The organism is Nostoc edaphicum CCNP1411 (assembly GCF_014023275.1).
Taxonomy (GTDB): Bacteria; Cyanobacteriota; Cyanobacteriia; order Cyanobacteriales; family Nostocaceae; genus Nostoc; species Nostoc edaphicum_A.
Map to the genome: position 1 here is coordinate 3,291,215 of NZ_CP054698.1, position 16,102 is coordinate 3,307,316.

General features: G+C 42.4%; 15 protein-coding genes and 16 tRNA genes. 6 read left to right on the plus strand and 25 right to left on the minus strand.

Going from position 1 to position 16,102, the window contains the following annotated elements:
- Positions 1-139: 139 nt before the first annotated feature.
- From HUN01_RS16295 to HUN01_RS16370, 16 genes are all read right to left on the minus strand, one after another.
- Positions 140-212 (minus strand) — tRNA-Pro (locus HUN01_RS16295).
- A gap of 1 nt (position 213) precedes the next feature.
- A tRNA-Leu gene (locus HUN01_RS16300) sits at positions 214-291 on the minus strand.
- A 6-nt stretch (positions 292-297) separates the two neighbouring features.
- Positions 298-373, minus strand: a tRNA-Gln gene (locus HUN01_RS16305).
- A 3-nt stretch (positions 374-376) separates the two neighbouring features.
- Positions 377-449 (minus strand) — tRNA-Gln (locus HUN01_RS16310).
- A gap of 5 nt (positions 450-454) precedes the next feature.
- A tRNA-Asn gene (locus tag HUN01_RS16315) sits at positions 455-529 on the minus strand.
- A 6-nt stretch (positions 530-535) separates the two neighbouring features.
- Positions 536-610: transfer RNA gene (locus HUN01_RS16320), tRNA-Phe, on the minus strand.
- Between the two features lie 21 nt (positions 611-631).
- Positions 632-706, minus strand: a tRNA-Arg gene (locus HUN01_RS16325).
- Positions 707-710: 4 nt separating this feature from the next.
- Positions 711-799 (minus strand) — tRNA-Ser (locus HUN01_RS16330).
- 4 nt (positions 800-803) lie between these two features.
- A tRNA-Tyr gene (locus HUN01_RS16335) sits at positions 804-886 on the minus strand.
- A gap of 8 nt (positions 887-894) precedes the next feature.
- Positions 895-965 (minus strand) — tRNA-Glu (locus HUN01_RS16340).
- 59 nt (positions 966-1,024) lie between these two features.
- Positions 1,025-1,096 (minus strand) — tRNA-Trp (locus HUN01_RS16345).
- 3 nt (positions 1,097-1,099) lie between these two features.
- Positions 1,100-1,175, minus strand: a tRNA-Met gene (locus HUN01_RS16350).
- A gap of 4 nt (positions 1,176-1,179) precedes the next feature.
- Positions 1,180-1,252 (minus strand) — tRNA-Cys (locus HUN01_RS16355).
- Positions 1,253-1,255: 3 nt separating this feature from the next.
- Positions 1,256-1,332, minus strand: a tRNA-Glu gene (locus HUN01_RS16360).
- Between the two features lie 4 nt (positions 1,333-1,336).
- A tRNA-Asp gene (locus HUN01_RS16365) sits at positions 1,337-1,410 on the minus strand.
- 109 nt (positions 1,411-1,519) lie between these two features.
- Positions 1,520-1,714, minus strand: coding sequence for a hypothetical protein (locus HUN01_RS16370; RefSeq protein ID WP_181932139.1), 195 nt, complete (start codon positions 1,712-1,714; stop codon positions 1,520-1,522).
- Positions 1,715-2,012: 298 nt separating this feature from the next.
- Between HUN01_RS16370 and HUN01_RS16375 the strand changes: the two genes are divergently transcribed.
- Positions 2,013-2,189 (plus strand): hypothetical protein, encoded by a 177-nt coding sequence (locus HUN01_RS16375; RefSeq protein WP_181932140.1) that lies wholly within the window; start codon positions 2,013-2,015, stop codon positions 2,187-2,189.
- 108 nt (positions 2,190-2,297) lie between these two features.
- On the opposite strand, the gene HUN01_RS16380 is transcribed toward HUN01_RS16375, so the two are convergent.
- The 3 genes from HUN01_RS16380 to HUN01_RS16390 form a co-directional block, all read right to left on the minus strand.
- Complete coding sequence (locus HUN01_RS16380) at positions 2,298-2,690, minus strand: alr0857 family protein (RefSeq protein WP_181932141.1); 393 nt, start codon at positions 2,688-2,690, stop codon at positions 2,298-2,300.
- Between the two features lie 16 nt (positions 2,691-2,706).
- Positions 2,707-3,213: an HNH endonuclease gene (locus tag HUN01_RS16385; protein ID WP_181932712.1), complete on the minus strand. Its 507-nt coding sequence runs from the start codon at positions 3,211-3,213 to the stop codon at positions 2,707-2,709.
- 114 nt (positions 3,214-3,327) lie between these two features.
- Complete coding sequence (locus HUN01_RS16390) at positions 3,328-3,567, minus strand: hypothetical protein (protein WP_420832801.1); 240 nt, start codon at positions 3,565-3,567, stop codon at positions 3,328-3,330.
- Positions 3,568-3,650: 83 nt separating this feature from the next.
- Here HUN01_RS16390 and HUN01_RS16395 point away from each other — a divergent pair, with 83 nt between their 5' ends.
- From HUN01_RS16395 to HUN01_RS16405, 3 genes are all read left to right on the plus strand, one after another.
- A complete protein-coding gene (locus HUN01_RS16395) occupies positions 3,651-3,986 on the plus strand; it encodes a ribbon-helix-helix domain-containing protein (protein WP_069070862.1) in 336 nt (111 codons plus the stop codon).
- A gap of 525 nt (positions 3,987-4,511) precedes the next feature.
- Entirely contained in the window at positions 4,512-6,527 is a 2,016-nt protein-coding gene (locus HUN01_RS16400; RefSeq protein WP_181932143.1) for a sensor histidine kinase, read from the plus strand.
- Between the two features lie 8 nt (positions 6,528-6,535).
- Entirely contained in the window at positions 6,536-7,144 is a 609-nt protein-coding gene (locus HUN01_RS16405) for an SRPBCC family protein (protein WP_181932144.1), read from the plus strand.
- Positions 7,145-7,224: 80 nt separating this feature from the next.
- On the opposite strand, the gene HUN01_RS16410 is transcribed toward HUN01_RS16405, so the two are convergent.
- Positions 7,225-7,297: transfer RNA gene (locus tag HUN01_RS16410), tRNA-Glu, on the minus strand.
- 325 nt (positions 7,298-7,622) lie between these two features.
- On the opposite strand from HUN01_RS16410, the gene HUN01_RS16415 reads away from it, so the two are divergent.
- Entirely contained in the window at positions 7,623-9,542 is a 1,920-nt protein-coding gene (locus HUN01_RS16415; RefSeq protein ID WP_181932145.1) for a cation:proton antiporter, read from the plus strand.
- Between the two features lie 57 nt (positions 9,543-9,599).
- Here the strand turns inward: HUN01_RS16415 and HUN01_RS16420 are convergent, their stop codons facing one another.
- The 3 genes from HUN01_RS16420 to HUN01_RS16430 all read right to left on the minus strand — a co-directional run bounded on the left by HUN01_RS16420 (position 9,600) and on the right by HUN01_RS16430 (position 12,038).
- A complete protein-coding gene (locus HUN01_RS16420; protein WP_238846292.1) occupies positions 9,600-10,055 on the minus strand; it encodes a hypothetical protein in 456 nt (151 codons plus the stop codon).
- Positions 10,056-10,632: 577 nt separating this feature from the next.
- On the minus strand, positions 10,633-11,244 hold the full coding sequence (locus tag HUN01_RS16425; RefSeq protein WP_181932146.1) for a cytochrome b N-terminal domain-containing protein: 612 nt from the start codon (positions 11,242-11,244) through the stop codon (positions 10,633-10,635).
- A 98-nt stretch (positions 11,245-11,342) separates the two neighbouring features.
- Positions 11,343-12,038 carry an esterase/lipase family protein gene (locus HUN01_RS16430; protein ID WP_181932147.1) on the minus strand — a complete coding sequence of 232 codons (696 nt, stop codon included), beginning with the start codon at positions 12,036-12,038 and terminating at the stop codon, positions 11,343-11,345.
- Between the two features lie 612 nt (positions 12,039-12,650).
- On the opposite strand from HUN01_RS16430, the gene HUN01_RS16435 reads away from it, so the two are divergent.
- Positions 12,651-14,180, plus strand: a complete 1,530-nt coding sequence (locus HUN01_RS16435) for a hypothetical protein (protein ID WP_181932148.1) — start codon at positions 12,651-12,653, stop codon at positions 14,178-14,180.
- Between the two features lie 503 nt (positions 14,181-14,683).
- Here HUN01_RS16435 and petJ read toward each other — a convergent pair.
- Both petJ and petE read right to left on the minus strand, forming a co-directional pair.
- Positions 14,684-15,028, minus strand: a complete 345-nt coding sequence (gene petJ, locus HUN01_RS16440; RefSeq protein ID WP_181932149.1) for a cytochrome c6 PetJ — start codon at positions 15,026-15,028, stop codon at positions 14,684-14,686.
- Between the two features lie 241 nt (positions 15,029-15,269).
- Positions 15,270-15,689, minus strand: a complete 420-nt coding sequence (gene petE, locus HUN01_RS16445) for a plastocyanin (protein WP_181932150.1) — start codon at positions 15,687-15,689, stop codon at positions 15,270-15,272.
- Positions 15,690-16,102: the final 413 nt, after the last annotated feature.

The following is a 16,102-nucleotide window of genomic DNA, read 5'->3' on the forward strand; positions in this document are numbered from 1 at the left end:
TAAGCGTGCGTCTTCCGTTCCGCCACGAGAGCTTAGTGCCCCTGACAGAATTTGTAGACGTGAAGCGGCTTTCCGAAGGGTAGCTGCAAAACCTGGACTCTGATTCCAGCACGTATGCCAGTTCCGTCACAGGGGCATATCGGGATGGCAGGATTTGAACCTGCGACTCCATGCTCCCAAAGCATGGCTTCTGGCCACTGAATTACATCCCGTTGGTACTCCTGGTGGGAGTCGAACCCACAACAAAACAGATTTTAAGTCTGCCACCTCTTCCAATTGGGCTACAGGAGCAGAGTTTGGCAGCCCCACCAGGGGTCGAACCTGGAATCTTCGCCTTCAAAGGGCGCTATGTTGCCAATTACACCACAGGGCTTTATTGCCAGGGTAGGGTTTGAACCTGCGACCTCATCGTTCAGAGCGATGCGACTTACCAATTCGTCCACCCAGCAATGAATGGCTGCCTCAGTAGGACTCGAACCTACAACCTCGCGGTTAACAGCCGCTTGCTCTACCATTGAGCTATGAGGCAACGAAGCCCCCCAGGTCGGAATCGAACCGACGACCTCCTGTTTTTCAAACAGGCGCTAACTACCGACTGAGCTACCGGGGGATAGGAGAAGAGATCATGTAACGAGAGCGGAGGGAATTGAACCCTCAAATCTTCAGTTTCGTAGACTGAGATGTTATCCAGTTACACCACACTCTCAAAACGGAGAGAACAGGATTTGAACCTGCGACGGGTATTAACGCCCGCTTCCTCTTAGCAGGAGGACGCTTTTAGCCACTCAGCCACCTCTCCATAGTGGGTCGAGCAGGATTTGAACCTGCGTGCAAAAAAGAACAGTTTTACAGACTGTCGCCTTCAGCCAGACTCGGCCACCGACCCATAAATCATTCCCTCGACGAGAATTGAACTCGCATCTGTGCTTTGAAAGAACACTGACTTAACCATTCGTCCACGAGGGCATAATTTGCAGAATTGTTAGATTAAAAAATTTAAAACCTAAAATCCAAAATTGTCTGACACAGGGACTAGGATTTGAACCTAGAATATCGGATTTGGAGTCACGAGGTGTTGCCGTTACACCATCCCTGCATTTGGTGGCAGCGGCGGGATTTGCACCCGCATATACCAGGGTATGAACCTGGGGCTTTGCTGGTTAAGCTACGCTGCGACAGAGGTCAAGGCGGGATTTGAACCCGCGCTAATCGGTTTTGCAGACCAACGCCTTACCAACTTGGCTACCTGACCACTTGGGAGTCCCGACGAGATTCGCACTCGCAATTTTCAGCTTGAGAGGCTGACGGCTTAAACTATTCGCCTACGGGACTACAACCAGGGTGACGGGATTTGAACCCGCAACATTTCCGCAGACAACGGAACGCTCTAGCCAGTTGAGCTACACCCCGATTTTTGGAATCTGTGCCTAAAAACTTCAAAGTTTAGGCACAGATTTTGTTGGTGAACTTGCCCATTTCTTATTTAGTTTTCAAGGTTCAGATAATTGACTTTTTACTGTTAGGAAAACAACCGAAACTCTAGGTAGCAAGCCTGTTGTGTATTACGGATGTATTCAGTGGTTTTGATGAGTGCAAATTTAGAACTTTTTTCATTTATTGCCTCTACTGCCGATGGTTTGCAAGTAAAAGCAGCTTTGTTTACTGGGGACTCTGGTTTATTCCAACGCCTGTCCTTTAGTTGTATGTAGAACATAACTTTGACTCTTGAGAAGCTTTGTCTTTCGCCTCACTACAAATATACTACAAAATACTACAAGAGGTGTCAAGGGGTTTTAGAAAGTTTTTTTGAAATTGTCTAGAAAAGCTTCTTTACTTAGATTTGAAGTTAATTAAGCCCTCTTAAAAGTCAAACAAACTACAGTTTGGATGACTATTTAAAAGCCTGAAGTGACAGATAACTACCTCAACCGACAAAAGATAATTAGTGTTGTCGCGATCGCCACTATGATTACAGCTTGTAGTATTGCTCCAGGCACTTCCCCACAATTGGGATGAACCAGCCAATAAGCAAAATCCATGCTGCACAAGTTCAAGATCGTCCAGCAAAAGGGCAAATTAATGCGCCAGTAGTAGACCCTACCTTGACAGCCCCAGCTAAATTTCAAGGAAAAATGCTTGATCAGGTGCAACCCAGCAACAACGAAAAGGTTATTGCTGGGTTGTATTGATAATGGCTCGCTTTTTCGGTCAGAATACCCAACTGAATTCTGACTCCTGACTCCTAAATTCTGTTCGATAATAAAGGGTGAGAAGTTATGCTCACCCTACTATTTCGTTTATTCGCTCATGACAGAAGCACTGCTTTCTTGAGCTTCCTGCCAAAGTTTGTGCAAAAAGAACTCAGCGCGATCGCTCAGAGTGGTGACAAACACACCGACAGCATCCTTAGAACTATCTGATAGCCAAGAACCCCGCAGGGTGACTTCCATGTATTCGGTATCGCACGCACAGAGGGCAATGATTTCTCTGTCATCTCTTTTTACCTCAGCCCTGAGTACTTCTACTCCTGGCAAATCAACAGGAAGCAAAAAGGAAGCGGTAGTGGGTTCAATGCATAAACCTTGCCCAACTCGCAGGGCTAAAATCACTCGCTGCGCTACCCATTCTTCTAGCGACAGAGTAACACATTCCAAATCAAAACTGCTTTCAGTGTAAGTTAATTTCAGCATTCCTTATGCTCTCCTGTTATTCCAGGTTTGCTTGCATATCTATCCAAAACTGTTCAGCAAAAGAAATCGCGGGGTGAATTGGCGCTTTTGGTTTGGTATGCAGTTGCATACCAGCTTCAAACAAGGTGCGATCGCCTTTACGGGAGTTACATCTTTCACAAGCTGCGACTACGTTATCCCAAGTGTGAGAACCGCCTTTAGAACGCGGCATCACATGATCTAGCGTTAGATGTTTGCTGCTGCCACAATATTGGCAACTGTGATGATCTCGTCGCAACACTTCCCGCCGATTCACTGGCGGAACTTTCCACATCCGCTCATTAGAAGTGATTGTCAAACGAATGTGTTTTGGCACATCAATTACCAAACTGGGTGAGTGAACTTGCCATCCGGCTTCTGTAGTAAAACCAAGGGGTTGGGCTTTGTTGGTTACTAACAGCACAATTGCCCGCTTGATATTGATCCGACATAGTGGCAAGTAATTTTGAGAAAACACCACCACAGATTGCTCTAACACTTGCATTGCGATCGCGCCGCGCATGGAAGATATCGTCACAGCTTAACTCCTTATAAAAAAACCCCCGCTTCAAGTTTTCGGTGAAGCGGGGGTTAGAATTGACCGGAAAATTTTCTGGTCTTATATCGGTACAGTATTTCTATGTCTGTACCCCCCGCCTTGTTCATCTAGTTCTGGTTTTGCAATCAGCGCACTAATGCTGAGATGTCTAAAATCATGATTACCCTCTGTGATTTGCCCATAATCTCGGCTACCATCGCCCATAAATAAATACTCCACTTCCATAACAGCGGATTCCCAACCGGATCGGCGATTGGTGGTACACAAAATTGAAGTAGATATGGGGTAAATGGATTTCACAGAAAATTTCACCTATTGAACATTCCTTTAAACATACTACACTTGTATTACTATCCTGTCTATACCTTTAAGGAGAAAAACTAATGCATACGATCGCTCGCACCCCAACCACCGACATGGAAGTTACCAGCATCCGCCTAGAGCGGGAACTCAAAGATAAACTCAAAGAAATCGCTGGGAATCAGGGATATCAAGCTCTGATCCGAGATATTCTTTGGAATTATGTCCAGCAAAAATCAGGTGAGTGGAAGCCTAGATTTTCGCGAGCGGACATTCGAGCTAGCATCGCTGCCACAGCTCAGCAGGAAGAACGCTGTGTACTTACAGGTCAACTAATTCAACCCCAACAACCGATGTTGTTAGGACTGACGAGGAATGGCGATATGGTTCCTCTGAGTGTCGAGAGCTTGGCTGGATAGTCTGATAATCAGATGAATGCAGCCCAGTTATTATTACTAATAATTGGGCTGCATTCAAATTTTAGGTTCATTAATATTTTACTGAGAGTTACGGAGATCAAAGAGTAACTTGTTAAACCTACTAGGTTTTTTCAAACTGTAATAAAAATTTATAAAATAATTTAAGTAATTTTACGTGAGCTAAAGGGAAATTTTGCTGGAATTCCAGAGAAATTACGGTTTGTGTATACTTACAGAGAAGATAAAGTTAGTGAATTATTTCAACATAAAGCAGTAAAAAATAAGCTAACTGAAGCATTTATAGGATATCTTAAGTATTCTATTTACTTATGTACCAATGTAGCAATTTGCTTGATACAGTGGAAATTTGGCCATCTGAGATAGAAAAGGGCTATAACAGGTGAGAGAAAGTATTCATACAATATTTGTCAATTATCAGGGTGTAGCAACACAACTAACGGTGAAAAATATGCCAAGAAGTTGGGTGCAAGAACAATTGGGTTATTATCCGAGGGCGTGCCAATAATGAAAAAGCCTTTATCATCGCCGCCACATTACGTAGATGACATAGATCGACTACAACCTTACCAAGTCAAGCTGATGCAGCATCAGGAAGAACCTGCCCGTGAGTTGGTACAAAAGATTAACCAAATCATTGCCAATAGATCGACGACGGCATTAATGCTCCAAGATATTGCCCAATTGCTAGGAGTTGCTTTTCAAGTAGATTGCTGCTGCTTGGTTTCCGTGACGGGTGAGACATCCGAAGCAACTACTACTAATTGGTGTGCTGATGAGTATCTAGGGTTGCCACATCCCGAAGAAATGTTTTCGATGGAACAGTTACTCATGCACTCGCCAGTGCTGCAATGTGCTGCCCAAGCATTGACTATCGAAGACATTTCTATCATTCAGAACAGTCTGGTAATTGGGTGTCAATATTTGCCACTACCAATAAAAACTGTTTTGGCAATTCCCACCAGATTTGGTGGCAATAATAATGGAGTGATTAATCTGATTAAATTCCAACCCTATGAATGGAGTGAATCAGAAAAACAATTACTCACAGAAGTGGAGTCGGCTTGCGCGATCGCTTTTTCGAGAGTGGCACAAGCTCAACTCATTGCTCATCAAAAGCAGTATGTGCAAAAGAGCGAGCAGCATCAGAACTTGATCAAGCAATTAACTATATTGAGTCGCAGCAACTTGGAGCTTAATCAAATGCTCCAGTTAGTTATCACCTCAACTGCCGAATCTCTACAGGCAGATCGGGGTTTACTCATATCACTAAAATATACAGATCCACTATTTAGGACTCAAGCTAAAAAACAAATTCCCAAAGCGAAAGCTACTGTGATTGGTGAATGGGCTAGGGAAACACAAAATTTCGGTACTAGTAAACCAAGCACCTTAGCTCAGTCTTTCTTGCTTTCAGACTGTGGTTTATGCCAGCGTGCCTTCATGGATTCTGGAAAAGCAGTAATCTTCGATGACTATACAGACCAAAACGATACCTTGACAGCGGCTCCATTATTTGAAATAGGGGAATTGCCAGCGGTACTTTTAGTGCCATTAGAGAGTCAAGGTAAAATCTTGGGTTTCTTAGTGCTACAGCAATCTGTGATTCGCAGCTGGCAACCAGCAGAATTAAATCTTGTGGAAATGGTTTGCGCTCAAGTGAGTAACGCCATAATTCAGTCACAGACATTGCGACAAGTGCAAACTTTGGTAGATGAGCGGACGGCAAAACTCCAGAGTAGTCTGGAACTACAAGCGAAATTGCATGAAAGAACACGCCAGTATGTTGAGCAGCTACGGAAACTCAACGAACTAAAAGATGAATTTTTGAGCAACATGAGCGATCGCTTGCGCTATCCTCTGACAAATATGCTGATGTCAATTCGTAACTTGCGTTTGCCAGGAATAGCACCAGAGCGTCAAGTTAGATATCTGGATATCCTAGAGCAGGAATGTACAAAGGAAATCAACTTGATTAATGACTTGTTGACACTCCAGAAACTAGAGTCGCCTCATGAAGCCCCGCAATTAGAATCTATAGATTTAAATACTAGAATCCTAGATATAGCAGCATCTTTTGAGAAAAAACTTGCAGAGAAGGGATTAAAAATTTCTGTAGATTTACCAGAAGAATCTCTCAAACTGCAAACTGAACTGGAGAGTTTTGACCGCATCCTGCAAGAATTGTTAACGAATGCCTGTAAATACTCAGAGCATGATACTATCGTCCGCTTGCAAGCTGCTCACCAAGTTGATCAACTTGTTGATCAAGTTATCATGAAGGTGACGAATACAGGACGTGCTATCTCTGAAGAAGAAGCGACCTATATCTTTGACAAGTTTCGTCGCGGAAAAGGGCGTTGGACTCCGGGGACTGGCTTGGGACTTGCTCTAGTCAAGTCTTTAGTGCAGCATTTAAATGGAGCGATCGCTGTTGAAAGTGTCCAAATCTCGGATTCTGAACAGAGCGAAATTTGCTTCACCCTGACTCTGCCCCAATTCTCTGACGAAAGCAAACCATAATTCTGAAAGTGACTAAAAAACAGAACACAACAGAGAACCCTGATTTCCAGTCTCCTAGTGATGACATTAACCTCCAAGGGGATTTGACTGCTGATAAAATCGCTTTGGCAGCTAAGATAGAAGTCCAAATTGAGAAAATAGCAGAACGACAGCGGCAAATCAGCGCTAAAGTTAAAATTCCCCAACCAGTAGAACGAATCTGGAAGGTTCTGACAGATTATGAAGCTTTGTCTGACTTTCTCCCCAACCTCGCCAAGAGTCGTCTAATCGAGCATCCTAATGGTGGAATTAGACTTGAGCAAGTAGGCTCCCAGCGCTTACTGAATTTCAATTTTTCTGCGCGGGTGGTTCTGGATTTGGAAGAATGCTTCCCCAAAGAAATTAATTTCCGGATGGTAGAGGGAGATTTTAAAGGCTTTTCTGGTAGCTGGTGCTTAGAGCCTTATTCCCTCGGTGAGTATGTAGGAACAAATCTTTGCTACACAATTCAAGTTTGGCCTAAACTCACTATGCCAGTGGGAATCATTGAAAATCGCCTGAGTAAAGACCTACGCTTAAATCTTCTGGCTATTCACCAACGTGTAGAAGAGTTAGCTAGTAAAGAACCGTATGTGTAACTAAACGATCATTCAGGAGTAACTCTGGATGATCGTTTTTGTTTATAGCCTCGCAGAAATACACACTTCTACTTTTTTAGTACCCCCAGGGGAATTCGAATCCCCGTTACCTCCGTGAAAGGGAGGTGTCCTAGGCCTCTAGACGATGGGGGCATCGGACTCAGACCTTTTATAAATTAACCAATTTTCTTGCCTTTGTCAACAGGTTTTGCCAAAAAAAGTTTGTGGCAGGTAAACTGGGTGGAGTAAAAGCTTCAAAAAGATACAAAGATATGGAGACGCACAAAAAATTCCGTAGAAGCTTCTGCGGTAAGCCACAGGATGCTGAGGCATCCTGTGCTCAGAAGTTTGGGGGATACACAGATCGAAAAAACGCTAAATTCAGCAATGGACAAAAGGTATGATGTTGTACCCTGTAAAGTTAATATCTACGGTTTTTTACAAAAGATTTTGAAATAAATCGCTCAAAATCTACAACATGGAAGCATCTTTTGATATCACCCTACAGATGGCGATCGCTGTCTTTGCAGGCATTAGCGCCCAAGTGCTGGCTGCATATTTTCGCATACCCAGCATCGTCTTGTTATTGCTGTTGGGCATCCTCTTTGGCTCCGATGGCATAGGGCTATTGCATCCCCATTCGCTGGGCACTGGGCTGGAAGTTATTGTTGCCCTAGCAACGGCAATAATTTTGTTTGAAGGCGGACTTAACTTGGATCTGCGAGAGTTAGGTAGAGTTTCAGTTAGCCTGCAATTGCTCGTCACCCTAGGAACGCTGATCACACTGCTTGGTGGGAGTATGGCTGCTCACTGGCTGGGTGAATTTCCTTGGAACATAGCTTTTCTCTACGCTTCCATAGTCGTGGTGACAGGCCCAACCGTGGTTGGCCCTTTGCTTAAACAAATAAATGTAGATCGGCAAGTGGCAACACTTTTGGAAGGAGAAGGGGTTTTAATTGACCCTGTTGGCGCTATCCTCGCCTTCGTTGTCCTCGATACGATTTTAAACGGCGATGCTGACCCCATTAATGCGATCGCCGGTTTGCTGATGCGCCTGGGTGTTGGTGCGGCAATTGGTGGTGCTGGCGGTTATCTGATGAGTTTGATTTTCAAACGCGCCAGTTTTCTGTCATTTGAGCTAAAAAACTTAGTGGTGTTGGCAATACTTTGGAGCCTGTTTACCTTATCGCAAATGATCCGTAGTGAATCGGGAGTAATGACAACAGTCATGGCAGGAGCAGTTTTTGCTAACTCCTCAGTCCCGGAAGAACGTCTGTTACGGAGCTTTAAGGGTCAGTTGACAATTCTCAGCGTCTCGGTGCTATTTATCTTATTAGCTGCTGATTTATCCATTGCTAGTGTGTTTGCTTTGGGTTGGGGTAGTTTATTCACTGTTTTGGTATTAATGTTTGTCGTTCGCCCGATTAATATTCTGTTGTGTACCTGGAACAGTGACCTAAACTGGCGACAGAAAGTATTTTTAAGCTGGGTTGCTCCTAGAGGAATTGTTGCTGCCTCCGTAGCTTCTTTTTTTGCGATTTCGCTGACACAGCGCGGCATTAACGGCGGTGATTCCATTAAAGCTCTGGTATTCTTGACAATTATCATGACTGTTGTTTGCCAAGGTCTAACAGCTGGCTGGGTTGCTAAATGGCTGCAAATCACTTCAAAAGATGCAACTGGGGCAGTGATTGTGGGTTGTAATCCCTTAAGTCTTTTAATTGCTCGGTTCTTTCAAGAACGGGGTGAAAAGGTAGTGATGATTGATACTGATCCCAAATGTCTTGTTCAAGCTGAGGCGCAAAATCTTCGGGTTATTGCCAGCAGTGCGCTGGATGCCGCTGTTCTGGAAGAGGCTGGACTTGCCTCTATGGGTACTTTTTTGGCTATGACAAGCAATGGCGAGGTAAATTTTGTTTTGGCTCAACGAGCATCTGAGGAGTTCAATCCGCCACGTGTCTTAGCTGTTTTCCCACGTAATTCGCAAGCGAGTACTTCTGTTAGTAATAAAGTTAATCAAGCTTTTATCCCAGACTTAGCAATTAAGACTTGGAATGAATATTTGAATGATGGACGAGTCAAGTTAGGAACAACTACCCTAACTGAGTCAGAATTTTCTAGTCAAAATGAGCATATCCAAGAAATGATTAGGACTGGGGCGTTGATACCGCTATTAGTAGAACGAGAAGAACGCTTACAGGTAGTACCAGTAAAATACGATTGGGAAGTTGGCGATCGCATTATCTACCTTTTGCATGATCCTAGACCTAAGCTTTTAAAACGTTTATCTGGTGCTACCCAGTCTACTCGCCTCTCTTTAGAAAAGTTACCAGAAGTTGAAGAAGTCCCCCTCGCCAAAATATCTCAACTTTTCACTACTGACACCCCTGGGGCATAAGGGAAGACGGGAGCAGGGGGAGAATAACAATTCAAAATTCAAATGTATGTATATATTTCAAGGTGAAGGAGCGTCTAATTGCATTCTTTTTAATCCTCCTTCAGTTGTGCAGTCTTCCATTTGGCTAAGAAATTCTGGAAAATATTCTGTATTTCTAATTAACCAGTCAGCGCTGCGGACTCTAGCATTAGTCTGAAATTTACCAGATACTGGTGATAGCTGATTTTTTTTCATTGAAAGAAAACTTTCTACTTTGCCTGAAATTCTTACATTGCCATTATCTCTATTAATCGTTTTAAACCCAGACATTTTCGTAATTGAAATACCTTGGTTTAAAGAGCAAGCAGAGCCACTTTGAATATTCGCAGCAATCAATAATTTTTCACTAGTAATAAAAAACCTGATATTTTTACTTACTGATTCTGAAATTTGAGCATTTGCAGGAAATGATGATATGGTAAGGCTTGCAAGAGCAATAGAAAATTTTAAGAATCTTTTCATTGTTTTCAACATAAGCTTCTTTGTCAGTTCTCTCGTAATAATTGACGTGAGATTGATTGTTAGTCTTTTAGCAGTCCATTATTTAGCAAGTTATAAAAGTTATGTTTTATAACCACCCTTCTAACATCTATCACTTCAACTGTTATTACAATGGCAGAATCAATGATATGAACATCAAGAGTTTATGAAGAAAAATGCTATATATTTTTCAATTACAGCGAAATATTTAAAGTTTTTTATAAATTATGAATTTTAGTTATTTATTGCAGCAAAATTATAAGTAAAATGTGAATAAATATCTATCTTACTTGAAAATTAATTTTTAATCGCTAAGTGTTTCCCCATAGGGGAGGTAACATACAGCGTCTACAAAAGAGGCTATTAATTAACGTGAGCCTCCAACGGAGGCGCAACAGTGGGAAGATCGGAAGAAAACGCTGTTTTTTTGGAGTTAGATGAACATCTACCCCAAAGTCTCTTTGATAGAGTGGGCAAATTCACTGACCTCATTTTCATGGAGTATGTCATGTGAATCTGCCATCTTTAATAGACCTATTTCGTAAGAATTAATTCAGAAGTCATTGGTGTTCTAACTCCCAACTTCCCACTCAGCTTGATGCATTTGCGATTCCTGCCAGAGTAAGGCAGACAAATGCACTATGGCAAGAATTAGCGTCGCTACCGAAATCAGATAACTGTGGATTGTGTAAAGGTGTTCGACGGTAATTGTGTTAATGGCTCCACCGCCAGTCAGGATGTCGCGCAGTTGGCTACCAATCAAAGGAATGGCTTCGATGGTTCCTAGCTCAATGCTAAAACGCCAGTATCCTTCCTGAGTCCAATCTAGGATCATGGCTGTCCAATTCAGCCCGATCGCACTTAAGGTCAACAAAATCCCACTAATCCAAGCAGCCAGCCAACTCTTACGAAATTGCCGACCTAAAAACATCACCACAAGTTGAATGAGAGCGATCGCAATTACCGCGTTACCAGCAATATCATGCGCTCTCCAAAACAACCAGCCGTATGGCAGTTGTGTATTAATCATCTTTAAGGAGTTATAAGCCCCGCCTGCTGTCGGTTCATAGTAAAAAGAAAGCAAAATTCCGGTAGAGATATAAATTAGGCACAGAGTCAGAATCACGACCGATATTATCGTCGCTACTCGTCGCAAAATCCTATCGAACTGGGTGCTTTGCATAGCTCACCCCTCCTGTTCTTAACTAGGTATTTATTCTTGTTATATTTTAGCTAAGAAATATTAATAAATGTTGCATTTCTCATAAAAAGATGAGTTTTTTAAATTAAATATTGCACCCAAGCTTTTAAGGGTTCTGGTGAACCATACCAAATCCCAGGACTTCTCGGAGAATGCCTCACACCTTCAATCACCAGATTTTCTGCTCCTTCTAAATGAGCAGCTTCAATGGGTGTGATTCCATCTCCCCAAGTGTTACCCTTACCACAGGTTAATTGGTAACTACTATAAGCTAACCAACTACCGCGTCGTCTTTCTCCAAAGATAGTTTTCCCAGCCACACAAACGTAACGAACGTTTTTGTGAAAGGCTCCTGGGTAATTATGAGTGACAAAATCAAGATTGAAGCGCGTCCAGCGTTCTTGGCTAATGTGGGGTGTACCCAAGGTGATGAGAGTAGCAACCAGGGGATGCGCTTCCCAAAGAAATGGCTTGACATCGCCGCGTGCTAAATAGGGCTTTCCTCCCATGTAGATTCGGGATATCCAACCTCCGGCTGAGTGACCAATTAAATTAACTTGAGTAGCATTATATTGCTGCAATGTATGGTTGATCGTGCGATCTAGTTGTTGCAAAATTGGCGTTATAGGTCTTCCTACAATAGTGGGTAGCCAGTCACGCCGTCGCAGTGGGACTGTAGTTGTGGGAAAATCTAACTGCTGTAGAGATTGTTCTAGTTGGCGGTAAGCGATCGCGCTTTCCAGATATCCAGGCAAAATAACTGTCGGTAACGGCATTTTAAATCTTGGATGCAATATTGAGGGTTTGAACTTCTTTGATGAAGAAGTCGTCATGATTCAGAAGCTAGAATTGCGATGTCTGACTAACTCCTTTGATAAAAACCCAAATTGCTTTAGTGCGGTTTAGGGCGAGAATGTCAATAAAATTGTACAGTTTGCAACAGTTTTAGGGGCTGCTGATGTGATAGTATTTTCACATAGGGACTAGTCTCGGACAAGCAAGTGTGCCATCTATTACAAGAGCGTAGTTGAGTAAAAAAACCAGGCAACTTAAGCAAATGTTTTGATGTAATCAGACTTGTGGGTTCACTTAAACTTTATAAATATCCCAAATATAAATAAATTTTAATTGTGTGCGCCATAACAATAAAAAAAATCAAAGGTAGTAATTTTTCAAATATCTCTATTAGCAAGAGCGAATTGAAAAATATGATACACCGTCATTGATCAATTAAAAATTTGAATAAATGGCAATTTTAGCGTTTTGATTGCCAAGATAGGAAATTATTATTTCCTTAGATGGATGCATATATTGCAAAATATTGCAATATAGTCGGAAAGAGAAAATCGCTAGTCAACTGCAACTGAGTCGAGTGAACGATAACAGCTATGTCTTACGTCTCCCTGCTGAAAAATATACCAGATATCTTAAGCCAGCCAATTGGGATAGCAGCTATAGCTTCTCTTGGCATTCACGGTGCGATCGCGATGATTGTGCCATTGATGCCTATGGAGTCTAACAAGCCCAAAGAAACAGCATCATCCAAAACAGTCGGACTTTTGGCATTGAGCCAAGCCGACCAGAATCGGTTGCCCCAAAGCACTCCCCAAATTGGTTTACAACAACTTCCTCCAATAGCGCCACTTTCTGCTCCAAACTTTAGTGCCCAAACTGGATTACCTCCATTAGCGCCACCGCCATCCAGTCAGCTAGTACTGCCTCCGCTACCCCCATCATCGAATAACTATCAAGTCTCCTCTTTGCCTACAAGGCAGTCTTTGCGGATGATTCCTAGTAATAATTTGCGATTTGACGCCTCTAAATTTGACAGTTCTAAATTCAATACTGGCGCCAGATTCTCTCCATCGGTTCCTAGCGTGAGTGACAGTGGCAGCAAATACGAGCCACCTAAGCCCCTAGCTGTAAATAGGTTGCCAGAATTGCAGTCGCAACAAGTACCTGATGATATTCTGCGGAATGCCCAATCTCCAAACTTATCTAACACTGCCCCCATTGCAACAGCACAGGTAAATACGACTGCACAAATGACGCCATCGGCGAATGATGCGTCCAAAATAACTCAAAATCAGCTGATAAATTCTCTAAAACAAGCTCCAAGGAGTGGGAATACTTTAATCGGAACTAGGGTAAGCACATCCCAGACAGCCAATTTATCGTTGAAGGGAACTCAACAGACAATTGCACAGCTAGACTCTTACGCAAACCTGAGAAAAGAAGTCCAGCAAGAATACCCTAACGCTGAACAAAAATCAGTCATCCGCCAAATATTACCCACAGATAAGCCGAATCTTGAAGGTGCTGTTTTGGGCGTATTAGTGGTAGATGCTGATGGCAAGGTCTTAGATATCAAATTTCAAGACAAGTTAGTTTCCCCTGAATTGCAATCAAAAGCAAGAGAATACTTTAATAAGCAATCCCCCAAGGGAGATAAACAAATCAGTTCCTATCCCTTTAACCTCGTTTTCCAAAACAACACTAGCAATAGCACTGGGGCTACTCAAGAGCAAAAGCCCTCGTCATTATCTGCACCGGGAGTCAATAACAATCAGCTTATTACCCCCTTACCAGCAGCTACTTCTAAACCATTCCCTGATCTGCAAATCAGAAATAACCAGCCCAAACCTACATCGACAGGTACTCTCAAACCATTAGCTGCACCAGGAGTTAATAGCAATCAGCCTGAGTTAGCACCCACAACTACTCCCAAACCATTATCTGAACTACGAATCAGAAATAATCAGCCCACACCTTCATCAACATCTACCACTTCCGAACCATTAGTGCTGCCGAGAGTAAATAGTGGTCAGGCTACATCCTCTACTGAATCTGATCAAAAATTAGTAGAACGGTTGCGCGAAGTGAAAGAAAACAGGCAAAAGTCTAATCCAGAAAAATAATCACCAGTGGGTGGTTTTGGATTAATAAACAAGCTAGAAGCCATGAATGATAAAAATTGTAAATTTATCATTCATTTTTAGGGTTTCGTTTTTAGCAGTTGACGAACTGGCGATCGCTAGTTCGTCATATAAAAATGGGATTTGATTCCTGAACTAACTTACGTAGTGAGGGATAGGAAATAAGAAAGAAAAAAGATTTGTACTCAATACTTGTCGGTTAAGGGGGAAAGGGGAAGGTGGGGCCCCCTCTAGGGATAAGGGGCGGGGGGAAAGGGAAATTAAAACCTTTAACCCAAACCCAGTAACCCTTTCCCAAAACCAAACCTTGGGTTCAAAATGCTTAACCGAGTAGTATTGGATGTGTACTAAGTTTTTTTACGCAATCAAATAGAATTTATATATAAAAGAATACTCAACTAAATTCTTGTGGGGTGAGTGTTTGCCCGCCCGTAGCCTAAAGCTAGCAAGATGCTTACCCCACAAGAACTAGACGGTATGCTAATTTACCAGCCTTGTTCTGCATTTTGAAATACGTAAGCAGCTACCTCAAGAATATCCTCATGACTTAACTTGCCTTTAAAGGCAGGCATGGCATTTTTACCATTTTGTACTTGGTGGATAATTGCCTGGATTGAGTCGCTATCATAATTTTCTAAGTACTTTGACAATGCTTCCTTTTTCAAGGTTTTCTGGCTGATAAGGATGTTACCGCCACCTATATGGCAAGAAGCACAGTTAGCCTCAAAAATTTTAGCCCCATTAGATGGTTCGGCAGCGAGTGCTGGACTAATGAATGTCAATTTGAATAGAGCGATCGCCGACAGTAAGATTAATAAAAGTATTCTCAACAGAATTTCCTCGCAACAAGCCTCCAGCAAGAGTATAAACGTGATTAATCCCCGATTAAGTCAAATTTGATCAAAATTGGCGGTAACTAGTTCACTCCTCCTCGCCACAGGTTGTTTAGCGTCTTAGGAGAAGATGGGACTCGTTACCGCCATTTATACATTTTGTGCGTCACTCTAGGAGTGTGGCGTGTTGCCATGAGCTAATTTCACTGAGAAATCATCTTTGCCAACGACAATGTTTCTAGCCTTCGACAGTGATTGTACCAACCATGCCAGCACCACGGTGGGGTTCGCAGTAGAAGGTGTAATCACCAGGTGTTGCGTCTGCGGGGAAGGTAGTTGTTTCCTTTTGACCAGGACTCATCAACATCTTTTTATGAGACAGAGATTTCGCTAAATCAGCGCTCTTAGCGGGGTTTTTGGCAGCATCAAACACAACATTATGGGGAGGAACTTTATTGTTCACCCATTCAATTGTGTCACCTGGTTTGATAGTCAACTTTTTCGGTTCAAATGCGAGCATTCCTTTATCGCTACCCAATTTCACCTGATAGGTTTCAGCCGAAGCACTGGGAGTAAAAACAGCAACGCTGCTAACAACTAAAAGGATTGTCAATACAGCTAAACTAAGGCGTCGCCAGCTTGCCGAAATTAATTTCATAGCTCTCTCCTAACATCTAATTTTTTTCCCTTTCTCTATTTTAAATAAAATCAACACCAAATATGACAATCTGTCATAGATACAATTTTTTTTTAATAATGGGGAGCAATTTATGGCAAAAAGCTGTGCAATCAGTAATAAATACTAGACTGCCATAGCCCAAAAAGCCCGTGAATCAAGGTAAACAGTTAAATAAGAGATTTTTATTTTTTCTTTAGGAATATCATGGTTTTTCAAAATTTTTTGTGTGCCAAAAAGGAACATTTTGTGCTGTTGTGAAAACTAGGGAATGGGGAATGGGGAATGGGGAATGGGGAATGGGGAATGGGGAATGGGGAGAAGAGTTTTCCCCTCTGCCTCTTTTCAATTTCCAATGCCCAATGCCCAATTCCCAATGCCCAATTCCCAATGAC

What these genes read in the sequence shown, in the direction of transcription:
- petE (WP_181932150.1), bottom strand. Translation starts at nt 15,689, where the DNA reads ATGAAATTAATTTCGGCAAGCTGGCGACGCCTTAGTTTAGCTGTATTG.
- HUN01_RS16415 (WP_181932145.1), top strand. Translation starts at nt 7,623, where the DNA reads ATGGAAGCATCTTTTGATATCACCCTACAGATGGCGATCGCTGTCTTT.
- HUN01_RS16425 (WP_181932146.1), bottom strand. Translation starts at nt 11,244, where the DNA reads ATGCAAAGCACCCAGTTCGATAGGATTTTGCGACGAGTAGCGACGATA.
- HUN01_RS16375 (WP_181932140.1), top strand. Translation starts at nt 2,013, where the DNA reads ATGAACCAGCCAATAAGCAAAATCCATGCTGCACAAGTTCAAGATCGT.
- HUN01_RS16400 (WP_181932143.1), top strand. Translation starts at nt 4,512, where the DNA reads ATGAAAAAGCCTTTATCATCGCCGCCACATTACGTAGATGACATAGAT.
- HUN01_RS16370 (WP_181932139.1), bottom strand. Translation starts at nt 1,714, where the DNA reads ATGTTCTACATACAACTAAAGGACAGGCGTTGGAATAAACCAGAGTCC.
- HUN01_RS16420 (WP_238846292.1), bottom strand. Translation starts at nt 10,055, where the DNA reads ATGTTGAAAACAATGAAAAGATTCTTAAAATTTTCTATTGCTCTTGCA.
- HUN01_RS16385 (WP_181932712.1), bottom strand. Translation starts at nt 3,213, where the DNA reads ATGCAAGTGTTAGAGCAATCTGTGGTGGTGTTTTCTCAAAATTACTTG.
- HUN01_RS16430 (WP_181932147.1), bottom strand. Translation starts at nt 12,038, where the DNA reads ATGCCGTTACCGACAGTTATTTTGCCTGGATATCTGGAAAGCGCGATC.
- HUN01_RS16435 (WP_181932148.1), top strand. Translation starts at nt 12,651, where the DNA reads ATGTCTTACGTCTCCCTGCTGAAAAATATACCAGATATCTTAAGCCAG.
- HUN01_RS16395 (WP_069070862.1), top strand. Translation starts at nt 3,651, where the DNA reads ATGCATACGATCGCTCGCACCCCAACCACCGACATGGAAGTTACCAGC.
- HUN01_RS16380 (WP_181932141.1), bottom strand. Translation starts at nt 2,690, where the DNA reads ATGCTGAAATTAACTTACACTGAAAGCAGTTTTGATTTGGAATGTGTT.